Below are 11,682 nucleotides of genomic sequence, written 5' to 3'. Positions count from 1 at the left end.
TTCGATTAATTTCTCGGAGTTGCTTCTGCTTCCGCCATTTAGACGTGTTTAGAGCGTGGGACAAAAGTGTTTTTTACTTTTGTCCCACGCTCTTTTTGTCTACTGATCATGGAGAGTCGCTTCTGCTTCGTTTGCTTGCTGCTCCGCAAAAAGTTTACTATCGTACATTCGGAAAAATGGATAATAGCAGACAACCGAAATCAATAAATTAAGGATAGCGATCAAGATTCCGCGAAAATCACCGCCAGTTCCAAGAAATGCTCCAATCCCAACAGGTGAGATCCAAGGAATCCCGGTGATCACTTTAGCTACAAAGCCAAAGGATGTAGCAAAATAAGCAATCGTCACATTGATCAGCGGTGTCACAATAAAAGGAATAATCAAATAAGGATTATAGACGATTGGCGCACCAAAGATCACTGGTTCATTGATATTGAACAATCCTGGAAGGATCGCCGCTTTGCCCAATACTTTCAACTGTTGGGATTTAGCTCGAAACAGCATCAACAAGACCAACCCTAACGTACTGCCAGCACCGCCAATAAAAATGTACATATTGACAAAATCACCGGCAAAAATGTTGGTTGCTCCATCGATGTTTTCGGTTAAAGCAACTAATAAAATAGGATTGATAAAACTGTTTTTGATGACGGCTGTTCCGTGAACACCAACGGCCCACAACAAATGAATCAACAACATGATTACAATGATCCCTAGCCAAGAACCTGTCAAATCTTTTACAAATTCAAATGGTTTTGACAACAAACCATGCAAGTCGGTATGAAAAACGGCTAAACAGCCATTGATCAGAATCATCAAAAAAGCAATAATAATCGCTGGAATCAGGGAAGCAAATGCTTTACTGACCCCATCTGGTACTCCCGCTGGCATTTGGATCGTGATTTTCTTTTTAACACAAAAACGATAGACTTGGGTTGCCAGCACCGCCGTAAGGATACCGATAAAAATACCGACCCCACTAAACCGTGTCACCCAAGAACCAAGTGCTACACCATTATAGATGATAGCTGTCTCTCCAGTTGTTTGAAGCAATTGTGCCCCACTATCTGAAATATCGACTTGAATGATCGTCATCAAAAATGCAAACAACCCAAGAATTGCGCCAACAAAGCTGCTCAATTGGAGTTTTTCTTCTTTGCGATAGATGTCCGTTAAATAATACGCAGTGGCTAAACAATAAAAGAGTGCGATCGAGCCGATAGACATAGTTGTCGCGACATTATAAAGCGGGGAAAATTTCAAAATCGTCTGTTCAAAAAAGCTGGCCAGCGGCGGAATAATTTGAGGCAGGTTATTGATGATCAAAAAAATCGAGCCAACGATCGTGAAAGGAACCGTGATGACTCCCGCTTGCATAATTGCCCGGATAAAACGCAAGTTAGCGACTTTATTTAATGGCGGCATCAATCGCTGCTCTAAAAAAGTAAAGACATGATTCATTGCTTATCCCTCCCAATGTCCGTTTTCGATCAACTTTTGATACCAGTAAAAACTATCTTTTTTCACACGCTTTTGCTCTTTTTCATCGGCATCATTCCGATCCACATAAATAAAACCATAGCGCTTTTTGATGCCTTCATGGACACTGATCAAATCGATCGCAGACCAAGGACTATAGCCAATCAATTCCACTCCTGACTCGATAGCTGCTAGACATTGCTGGATGTGCTGCTGCAAATAGTCGATACGGTAAGAATCATGGACTGCGCCGTTTTCTTCCAGATGATCTTCTGCTCCCAAACCGTTTTCTGTGATGAGGATTGGTAGATGGTAGCGATCATAGAGTGTTTGCAAAGTCGTTTTTAAGCCTAGAGGATCAATGGTCCAGTTAAACGCATTTTTCTTCAAATAGGGATTCGTAAATCCTTTATAAAACCCTCGTTCCATGATGTCTTCACTTTGTTGATCACTGATCCCATTCGTCATGTCTCCTTCCATCGTTGGCTGTTCAACTGTGACCGTTGTATAGAAATTCATAGCTACAAAGTCTGGGAAGGCACTGGTCATCAAAGCCTGATCCTCTGGGTGGATAGTGATCTTCACCCCACTTTGATTCAAGTAATCTTGAAAGACTGTATTGTAGCGTCCTAAGCAGGCAAAATCTAAATACGCCCAATTCCGAACGCTATTGAAATAAAGGGCTGCCTGATTGTCTTCCGGCTTGCTGGTTGCTGCATAAACAAGCGAGATATTAGGGACTGGTCCAATTTTTCCATTTGGAACGAGTTCATGGCAATGTTTGAAGGCAAGCTTTTCAGCAATCATCAGATGATGGAATTGCTGGTACTTCTCAGGTAGAGGAATCGTTTTGCCTAGTATCTTGCGATCGACTAAGAGCATGATATTCGGTTCATTGATCGTCAACCAATGGGTCACCCGATCACCATAAGCGTTGAACAATGTCTTAGCATAGGTTTCAAAAGCTTCAACTGTACTGCGATTTGTCCAGCCGCCTTGATCTTCCAAAGCTTGTGGTAAATCAAAATGATTTAACGTAATAAATGGTTGGATTCCCTGCTTCAACAGTTCGTCGATGACAGCACTATAATGGTCCAATCCTTTCTGGTTAACACTTCCCCGCCCCTCAGGGTAGATCCGTGACCATGCAATTGAAAAGCGAAAAACTTTGATTCCTAGTTCTGCTAACAAGGCGATATCTTCCTTGTACCGATGGTAATGATCCACCGCTACTGTAAAATCGGCGATCTCGTTATTGTCTCGGGGACGAGTATCTTGAACACTTAGTCCTTTACCATCCGCTAAATAAGCTCCTTCTGTTTGATGTGCGGAAATGGATGCTCCCCATAAAAAATCTGTTGGAAATTTTGATGTCATGATGTTCTCCTGTCTTTTTTAGTAAATCGCTTTCTGGTATTTAGGATAATCGTCTCCTTGATCAAAAGCAATAGCCGGACAAGAACTGTTCATGAAAGAATATTTATGAACGATTCTCCTTAATTGATTGTCTGAGAAAAGCTTCAATGCCAAATTAAAATCATAGCAGCGAAAACTGCAGACCTTGAGAAGAAAATTGCGCCGTCTCGATCTCTGTAAGTTGTCTATTGCTAAACAAGCGATTCGCCATAAACGTACGATCAATCATAAATCCTCGGACATGGCCGATATTTTCTCCTTCCGTATAGATGATTTTCTCTCCTTGAGTATGCTGAAGCATCGTCCGATACACAAAGGATTCACTTAGTGTCGTTGTTGTGATTTCATGGGAGTCGATTCCTGAGGCTTCAATCAAACACAAATCAGCCGTATATTTGCTGAAAGCCAGTGTCGCTATATCTCCGACTAACGCAGTGGAGTTGCTTTCCACTTCTCCTCCACACAGACAAACAATCGCCCGTCCTGGTTTTAGATCAATCAATGCGGAATGGTCATTGGTCACAATCGTTAAATCAAAATCAGCAACTGCGTGGATCAATTCTTTCGACCAGCGTCCAGCCCCCACAAAAATCAATTTCTTTTCTTGCAGCAAAAGGTGTAACGGTGGAAGCAGTCGCTGCCAAGGAAATTCTTCTACCGATCCAAGTTGCTGGGATTCTCTTTTTTCTGATTTCTTGATCCGTTTCACGCCGCCATAATAACGTTCAATCAACTGCTTTTTTTCCAGAAACAACAAATCCCTGCGAATCGTCACTTCTGATACTTGAAATCGATCCGCTAATTCTGAAACAGTCCCATAATCATACTTATCTAAGTAGGTGATCAAGGCCTCTCGTCGTCGAAAAACACTTCCCTGTGTGGCTTTCATTTTTTCACCTTCTATACGTTTTTTGAATTTTTGATTGCCCGACCTCTTTGAGTCAGTTTACCTTATTATCAGCGAAATGTCTGTGCCTTATGTCGTAAAAACCCCCCAGTAATCGAATCGATTACTGGGGGGTTGGACGTTGATTTACGTTTGCAAAATCTTCTCTTGCGGATAACTAGTTAAGAAAATTATTTCTTCTCTGCTTTATCGTCAGTCAATAATGCTTTGCGAGACAAATTAATTCGACCTTGTTTGTCGATCTCTGTGACTTTCACAAGAACTTCATCGCCTTCTTTGACAACATCTTCTACTTTGTTGACCCGTTCATTTGCAAGTTGAGAAATGTGAACTAACCCATCTTTGCCTTTGATCAAGTTGACAAAAGCGCCGAATTTTTCAACACGAACAACTTTTCCTAAATAAACTTCGCCAACTTTGACTTCTTTTGTTAGATCTTCAATGATCTTAATAGCTTTCTTGATCATTTCCGCATCAGAAGAAGCAATTGATACTTTTCCGTCTTGATCGATGTCGATCTTCACGCCTGTTTCATCAATGATGCCATTGATCGTGTCGCCACCTTTACCAATCACATCTTTGATTTTGGCTGGGTCGATTTGGATCATCTCGATCTTCGGTGCGTATGGACTCAATTCTTCCCGTGGCGCAGCAATAGTTGAAGTCAATTCATTTAAGATTTCCATCCGTGCTTTTTTCGCTTGCGATAGAGCTTCAGTTAAGATTTGCTCGGTGATTCCTTGGATCTTGATATCCATTTGTAAGGCTGTGATTCCATCTTTTGTTCCGGCAACTTTAAAGTCCATATCGCCTAAATGATCTTCCAATCCTTGGATGTCGGTCAAGATCGTATAGTTTTCGCCATCAGAGACAAGTCCCATCGCGATACCAGCAACAGGGGCTTTGATTGGAACACCAGCATCCATCAATGCCAATGTACCCGCACAAATACTTGCTTGTGAGGATGAACCATTGGATTCTAATACTTCTGCCACTAAACGGATTGTGTAAGGGAAATCCTCTTCACTTGGGATTACTTGCGCCAAGGCACGTTCACCTAAAGCGCCATGTCCGATCTCACGACGGCCTGGAGAACCGGCACGTCCTGTTGAACCAACTGAAAACTGCGGGAAATTATAGTGGTGGATGAACCGTTTTGATTCTTCTACCCCTAAACCATCAATGATTTGATGTTCACCCAATGGTGCCAATGTACAAGCAGATAATGCTTGCGTTTGCCCACGAGTGAATAGTCCTGAACCATGAACACGAGGCAACAGACCGACTTCTGAGGCTAATGGACGAATTTCATCCAATTTCCGGCCATCGGGACGAATTTTGTCGATCGTGATCAATTCACGGACAACATCTTTTTCAAGGTCTTCTGCGATTTGTTTCACTTCTTTTAGAAGCTGCCCTTCATCCTCATGACCCGCAAATTTTTCTGCATAAACTTCTTTAACTGTTTCTTTGACGTTGTCGATCTCGTCTTCACGAGCCAATTTTTCTTCGGTCATAACAGCCGTTTTCATTGTTTGATAGTAGCCATCGAAAATTTCTTTTTTCAAGTCAGCATCTACTTGAAGCAAAGTCACTTCCATTTTTGGTTTACCGACTGCTGCAACGATTTCTTCTTGGAAAGCAACTAATTCTTTGATTGCTTCAAAACCGAACAGCAAAGCGCCTAGCATATCATCTTCAGAAACTTCTTTCGCTCCTGATTCTACCATGTTGATGGCTTTTTTCGTACCAGCAACCGTCAATTCGATATCTGTTTGCTCTGCTTGTTCAACGGTTGGATTCAACACATATTCCCCATTGACACGGCCAACTTCAACACCAGCGATTGGTCCGTCAAAAGGCACATCGGAAATAGACAACGCTAAAGAAGAGCCTAGCATTGCAGCCATTGCTGGTGAGCAATCTTGTTCCACACTCATGACAATATTTGTCACTTGGACTTCATTTCGGAAACCATCCGCAAACATTGGACGGATTGGACGGTCGATCAAACGAGCAGTCAATGTTGCTTCGGTACTTGGACGACCTTCACGTTTGATGAAACCACCAGGAACTTTCCCGACTGCGTACATTTTTTCTTCATAATTGATCGTTAAAGGGAAGAAGTCTGTATCTTTTGCTTCTTTTGAAGCAACGGCTGCACTAAGAACTACTGTATCGCCATAGCGGACGAGTACTGCGCCATTTGCTTGTTTGGCTAATTGGCCAACTTCAACTTGTAGCGGACGCCCGCCCCAAGTCGTTTTGAATACTTGTTTTTCTGTCATGATCTGCTCCTTTTTTTCTGAGCCAAGCAAGTCACTACTAAACAAATGAAAAAAGCGGATCGGTGCTTCCGCTGCTTTCATTTGGTTAGTAGGAAGCTGCTCGCCGTGTCTCAGAGATTCTTTTTTAGTTGCGGGTTTGATTCACCAGTCAAGTCCCGCTAATTGAGTTTGTTAAAAAGATGGGGCCACTATTATTAGTCGCCTAGTACTATTCATCATCTGCTCTGTGCGGCTTGTGCCGCCCAGTCGCAGTGATTCCGCTCGGGTGACTACGCTCCTGGTTAGTCGCCTAGTACTATTCATCATCTGCTCTGTACGGCTTGTGCCGCCCAGTCGCAGTGATTCCGCTCGGGTGACTACGCTCCTGGTTAGTCGCCTAGTACTATTCATCATCTGCTCTGTACGGCTTGTGCCGCCCAGTCGCAGTGATTCATAGCAAAAAAGTGAGATTCGGGTTGAACCTCACTTTTCTTTGTTTGATTAACGACGTAATCCTAAAGCTTGGATCAATTCGCGGTAACGTTGTACGTCTTTTTGACGTAGGTATGCTAATAAGTTACGACGGTGACCAACTTTTTTCATTAGGCCACGGTATGAATGGTGGTCTTTTTTGTGCATACGTGCATGTTCGTTCAAATGGTTGATTTCTTCTGTAAGAACAGCGATTTGAACTTCTGGAGAACCAGTATCTCCTTCATGACGAGCAAATTTGTTGATGATTTCGTTTTTGCGTTCTTTCGTAATTGCCATGTTTTTCACCTCTTTTTTCTTTTTTCACCTGCGACTGAGTAAAACGTTGGTGACTCGTTGAACCAAGTAACAGGTAGCGTGTATTCACACGTAATTACTTTACTTTATTCTACCTAAAAATGCAAGTTTCTTCGCTGAATCTTTTCATTTTAAAATGAAAGCAACACTCCAACTTATGGTATACTAAATCTAGAAATTTCTTAAAGCAGGTGACCTTATGAGCGTCCTTTCTCGCATTGAAAGTATCCAGAGCGAATTATCCAATTCCGAAAAAAAACTTTTTGATTACATCAAAAAAAATTCTGAAAAAGTTCCTTCGATGACTGCGAGTCAGTTGGCTCAAGCTACCGGGATCAGCGCCCCTACAGTTGTTCGTTTTGCAAAGAAAACAGGCTTTTCCAGCCTAACTGATCTTAAGATTCAGCTTTCTGCGGAATCTGGCTCCCGACAAACCCATGAGGAGATCATTGGCTATGCAGATGTTGCATTGAACGAATCTTTTCATGATATTACTGCGAAATTGAGCCATAATGCCCAAGTGACTATGCATGAGACTGCGGACCTTTTAGAAGAACAAGTAATGCTGGCAGCAGCGGACCTACTGAAAACCCGCAATCGGATCTTCGTATGTGGTATCGGTGCTTCCTCTTTGATTGCTCAAGATATCCAACAAAAATGGACTCGCTTAGGCAAAGTGGTTATTTTCGAAACCGACTATAATTCGCTGTTGCCTCAATTGATCAAACACGAAAAAGAATGTTTGCTCTGGGCTGTCTCAAACAGTGGTCAAACACCTGAAATCCTACACCTTGCGGAGTTTACGAAGGAGATGGGGATTCCAGTTCTATCTTTGACTCGCTTTGGCAGTAATTCCCTTTCGAAATTAGCAGATGTTCCGCTGCAAGTTTCCCGACCGAAAGAAGCCAATATGCGCAGTGCAGCAACCAACTCGATTATTGCTCATCTTTTGGCAGTTGATGTGCTGTTCTATGTCTTTTTGAGTAAAAATGAACAGCTGGCTCAAAATATCTACGAATCAAGACAGGCCATTGCTGACTATCGTCACAAATATCTCTGATCGTCAAATGCGCCTGCTAAATTCAGTGGTCGAAACTTAAGCATAAAATAAAATCAGTTGAAACACTCAAAGCATGCTCCAGAGGTCCAATCGTCTCTCTGAAGCATGCTTTATTTGCTGGCTAATCAGGTCCATTCCCTGAATCGATCCCATTGTCCTTTGCTACTTGCGCCATCCAAAAGCTCGACGCTTTTGGTGTTCGGGTATCATCTGTCAAATCTACTCGATAATACCCATAACGATTTTTATACGCATTCAGCCAGCTCCAACAATCGATAAATGTCCACATATGATAACCGAAGCAAGGGGCTCCTGCTTCGATCGCCCGCTGCAGTTCTTTGAGATGATCTGTTACAAATTCGATGCGATAGGTGTCATTAATCTCCCCCTCTTGCGTTGCGAAGCGTTCTTCTTGAGAAACCCCCATACCATTTTCAGAAATATACCAAGGAATCGTGCCATAGCTATTCTTTAGACGCATGGCAATGTCATAAATACCTTGCGGAAAGATTTCCCAACCGCGATGAGGGTTGATTTTTTTGTCCGGCCAATCATAGCCTCGAAAAAGATCCCTCGGCCCTGTGATTGGATCGTTCGGCGCAATCGGGGCTTGAACTCGTAATGGCTGGTAGTAATTGCAACCAATAAAGTCCACCGTATTTAAGGCAAAAAGTTCTCGGTCCCCCTCCTCTGTTACAGGAGCAAGACCTGACTTTTTCAGCATCGCGACTAATTTTTCTGGAAATCGTCCGAGGACTGTACAGTCTAAAAAACTGCGAATATAGAGTAAGTCTGCCCGTTCAGCAGCTTCAAGATCAGCAGACTGCGGACTTTTCGGATAGACGGGCGATAAATTTAAGATAATCGCTATCTCTCCGTTAGGAATCGCAAGTTCGCGAAAAGCAGCTACTGCTTTTGCGTGAGCTAACAGTGTATGATAGCCTACTTGGATCGCTCGTTTAAAATTATGAACTTTAGGCCAATGGGCATCCCCCATATATCCGCATTCAATATGAACTAAAGGTTCGTTGAATGTGGCCCATTTTTTGACAATGTCGCCAAATTGCTCAAAGGCGATACGAGCGTAAGCGGCAAAGTAATCTACCGATTCTCTGGCTTCCCAACCACCTCTTTCCATTAACCACCACGGCATATCAAAATGGAACAAATTGATGATAGGTTCGATTCCTTGATCGACCATTTCTTGAAAATAGGCACGATAGAAGGTGACTGCTTGAGGGTTGACCGTCTTTCCATCAGGTACTAGTCGTGTCCAAGCAATTGACGTCCGATAAGAGTTCAGATTCATGGCTTTCATCAGCGCCACATCTTCTCGAAAGTGTCGGTTGGTATTCGAAGTATCACTAGGTCCTACGTGATCGTAGAACTTGTCTGGCTCCAATTCGAACCATTTATCCCAAGTTGAAGGGCTTTTGCCATCAATCGCCGCAGCGCCTTCCGTTTGAGGAGCAGAAGCAGCTGCTCCCCATAAAAATCCTTCCGGGAATTTTAACATGATTTCTCTCCTTTTCCATTTTCTTCTTGTTTCAATGGCTTCGTGAATACTTGTTTCTGATTGGCTGCTTCGACTTGGATGATAAAATCAGCTGGCAATTCATTTGGTGAAATGTTCAACTGTTTCAACGTTTCATAAGAAACTGTTAGAGAAAAGTCGACGGTGCTTTTGGCTGGCAAAAAGACTTTTTGAAAACCGCATAACACTTTGACACGCGGTAAGACCTGCTGTGAGTAATTGCGAAGGTACACTTGTACCACTTCAGCTCCTGCTATCACCGAAAGATTCTCGATTGTTCCATTAATTTGGATTGCTTGCGGAGCATACTGCGCATGGATTCCCTTAAGCATAAATTCTGCATAGCTTAGACCATAACCAAACCCATAACGAGGGGTTCCTGAACAATCTGTGTAATCTCTCTGGAAAGCAGTCTCACGGTAGTTGTAATAAACTGGCAGCTGCCCATTTTCATCTGGAATAGAAACAGCTAGTTTCCCACTGGGATTCGTTTCGCCAAAAAGAATCCGAGCTAGCGCACTTCCGCCAAATTGCCCTGGATAACCTGCAAAAAGCAACGCATCAAAAGCGGTACTGACCTCACTTAACAGATGAGGACGGCCAGCAATCACAATACCGATCAGAGGTTTCTGAAATTTTTTCAATTCAGTAATCAATCGTTTTTGACATTCTGGCAATGCCAAAGACGCCAGATCGATATTTTCCCCACTGGTCATCTCCGCAGATCCTTGCAAGGCAGCTCCATTCTTATCAAAATCCGTCGAAAAGTCACGAATACTAGAGCCGCCAATCGTTAAAATGATTTGATCCGCTGTTGCTGCCGCTTGGCATGCGGCAGTCAGTTGCTCTTTGGTTCCTTCTGTGATGCCGCAGCCATCTGCTTGAATAAAAGTGGTTTCGGTCCCCTTGATTTCCAGCAACCCCTCCCACAGATTGCGGCACTCAGACAGTTCTTTGAAAGGAGTATAGTCCCCTAGCTGATGATAGCTGTTTTTGCTATGAGGACCAATAACAGCAATTGTTTGTCTTTGTTTCTTTAACGGTAAGACTTGCTCATTTTTCAACAAAACGATGGCTTCTTCTGCTAAACGAGTTGCACTTTCTTGAAACTGCTTTTGATCCGGAACGGACACCGTAGGCACCGGTTCGTCAAAAAGTCCTAGCTGCTCTTTCAGTTTCAGAACGCGCATCACGGATTGATCAATGGTTTCTTGCTTAATCAACCCTTGATCAACAGCAGCTTCCAACTGAGGGAAAACATTGTCCCATAAACTGATGTCTACGCCGCTGTTCATGGCCCGGGCTGCCGCTTCTGGTTTGTTTCCTAGCCAATCCGCTAAACGGTCCAACGCACAACCATCTGCCATCACAACTCCTGCAAAGCCGGCTTCCTCTCGCAAAATCTCTTGAAGTAAGCGAGGGTTCGCGTGACAAGGGACACCATCCCAATCATTATAAGCAGCCATGCACCCTAGTGCCCCTGCCTGAATTCCCGCCAGCATAGCGGGTAAATGAATCTCTCGCAATTCTTGCTCCCCAATATTGACTGGTCCTGCATTGTGCCCGCCCATACTTGAACCTTGAGCTGCAAAATGTTTTAACACGGCCAGTACATGGGTTGTCGGTTCATGACCAAGTATTTCCCCTTGCATTCCCTTGACCGCAGCTTGCGTAAAACAACTGGCTAAGTAGGGATCTTCACTGAAACATTCCTCGGTTCGTCCCCACCTAGGATCTCGTACGATATCCAAGGTAGAGATCAGCCCAACTTGCGCCCCTTTAGCTCGTAACTCTTGTGCCACGAACGTCTGCACGCTCTGATAAAGATCAGGATTCCAACTAGCCCCTGTACTGAAATTGACCGGCAGTGTTGTTGCTGCTAATCCTTGATGACCATGAGGACATTCTTCTGTCAAAAAAGCTGGGATTCCAAGACGAGTATGTTCTTTTAAATAGTCCTGAATCATCCGGCTGACTTCCCGTGATTCTTCCACCGAGAGACCCGTTGTTGCGTCCTTGCCCGACCAAGGATCTGCTCGGAAAACGCCGTAGATCCAGCCAATCGAGCCAAAGCGAGCAACTTCCGACTTGAAGTAGTCTGTCAAATAAAGTTTTCCTTCCTTTTTCTGATAAACTTGCCAGCCATACAATCGCTGATTCAACTGGCCGATTTTTTCTTTTAGGGACATCTTCTTTACAATTTCTTCGATCATTTTAAACTCCTATCATC

General features: G+C 43.4%; 8 protein-coding genes. 1 reads left to right on the top strand and 7 read right to left on the bottom strand.

All coding sequences use genetic code 11. The features are described from left to right. Positions 1-99: 99 nt before the first annotated feature. From celB to rpsO, 5 genes are all read right to left on the bottom strand, one after another. Positions 100-1,461 (bottom strand): PTS cellobiose transporter subunit IIC, encoded by a 1,362-nt coding sequence (gene celB / locus EGX73_RS07470; RefSeq protein WP_003128635.1) that lies wholly within the window; start codon positions 1,459-1,461, stop codon positions 100-102. 3 nt (positions 1,462-1,464) lie between these two features. After that, positions 1,465-2,856 carry a glycoside hydrolase family 1 protein gene (locus tag EGX73_RS07465; RefSeq protein WP_029487282.1) on the bottom strand — a complete coding sequence of 464 codons (1,392 nt, stop codon included), beginning with the start codon at positions 2,854-2,856 and terminating at the stop codon, positions 1,465-1,467. Between the two features lie 160 nt (positions 2,857-3,016). Beyond that, on the bottom strand, positions 3,017-3,784 hold the full coding sequence (locus EGX73_RS07460; protein ID WP_003128632.1) for a DeoR family transcriptional regulator: 768 nt from the start codon (positions 3,782-3,784) through the stop codon (positions 3,017-3,019). 188 nt (positions 3,785-3,972) lie between these two features. After that, positions 3,973-6,090, bottom strand: coding sequence for a polyribonucleotide nucleotidyltransferase (pnp, locus tag EGX73_RS07455; protein WP_003128630.1), 2,118 nt, complete (start codon positions 6,088-6,090; stop codon positions 3,973-3,975). A gap of 480 nt (positions 6,091-6,570) precedes the next feature. Then, positions 6,571-6,840 (bottom strand): 30S ribosomal protein S15, encoded by a 270-nt coding sequence (gene rpsO, locus EGX73_RS07450; protein WP_003128628.1) that lies wholly within the window; start codon positions 6,838-6,840, stop codon positions 6,571-6,573. A gap of 217 nt (positions 6,841-7,057) precedes the next feature. Between rpsO and EGX73_RS07445 the strand changes: the two genes are divergently transcribed. Further along, positions 7,058-7,918, top strand: coding sequence for a MurR/RpiR family transcriptional regulator (locus EGX73_RS07445; protein ID WP_003128626.1), 861 nt, complete (start codon positions 7,058-7,060; stop codon positions 7,916-7,918). A 121-nt stretch (positions 7,919-8,039) separates the two neighbouring features. On the opposite strand, the gene EGX73_RS07440 is transcribed toward EGX73_RS07445, so the two are convergent. Together EGX73_RS07440 and EGX73_RS07435 are read right to left on the bottom strand one after the other, a co-directional pair. After that, the gene (locus EGX73_RS07440; RefSeq protein ID WP_123866845.1) at positions 8,040-9,434 is read right to left on the bottom strand and encodes a glycoside hydrolase family 1 protein; all 1,395 of its coding nucleotides are present in this window, start codon (positions 9,432-9,434) and stop codon (positions 8,040-8,042) included. Then, entirely contained in the window at positions 9,428-11,665 is a 2,238-nt protein-coding gene (locus EGX73_RS07435; RefSeq protein ID WP_096711014.1) for a glycoside hydrolase family 3 N-terminal domain-containing protein, read from the bottom strand. Before EGX73_RS07435 ends, EGX73_RS07440 begins: the two co-directional genes overlap by 7 nt. Positions 11,666-11,682 lie beyond the last annotated feature (17 nt).

Origin of the sequence: Enterococcus sp. FDAARGOS_553, assembly GCF_003812305.1 — a bacterium.
Classification (GTDB): Bacteria; Bacillota; Bacilli; order Lactobacillales; family Enterococcaceae; genus Enterococcus_D; species Enterococcus_D gallinarum.
The sequence above is the reverse complement of the archived record's forward strand: the minus strand, read 5'-3'. Positions and strand labels throughout refer to the sequence as shown.

What these genes read in the sequence shown, in the direction of transcription:
- EGX73_RS07445 (WP_003128626.1), top strand. Translation starts at nt 7,058, where the DNA reads ATGAGCGTCCTTTCTCGCATTGAAAGTATCCAGAGCGAATTATCCAAT.
- pnp (WP_003128630.1), bottom strand. Translation starts at nt 6,090, where the DNA reads ATGACAGAAAAACAAGTATTCAAAACGACTTGGGGCGGGCGTCCGCTA.
- rpsO (WP_003128628.1), bottom strand. Translation starts at nt 6,840, where the DNA reads ATGGCAATTACGAAAGAACGCAAAAACGAAATCATCAACAAATTTGCT.
- EGX73_RS07460 (WP_003128632.1), bottom strand. Translation starts at nt 3,784, where the DNA reads ATGAAAGCCACACAGGGAAGTGTTTTTCGACGACGAGAGGCCTTGATC.
- EGX73_RS07440 (WP_123866845.1), bottom strand. Translation starts at nt 9,434, where the DNA reads ATGTTAAAATTCCCGGAAGGATTTTTATGGGGAGCAGCTGCTTCTGCT.
- celB (WP_003128635.1), bottom strand. Translation starts at nt 1,461, where the DNA reads ATGAATCATGTCTTTACTTTTTTAGAGCAGCGATTGATGCCGCCATTA.
- EGX73_RS07465 (WP_029487282.1), bottom strand. Translation starts at nt 2,856, where the DNA reads ATGACATCAAAATTTCCAACAGATTTTTTATGGGGAGCATCCATTTCC.
- EGX73_RS07435 (WP_096711014.1), bottom strand. Translation starts at nt 11,665, where the DNA reads ATGATCGAAGAAATTGTAAAGAAGATGTCCCTAAAAGAAAAAATCGGC.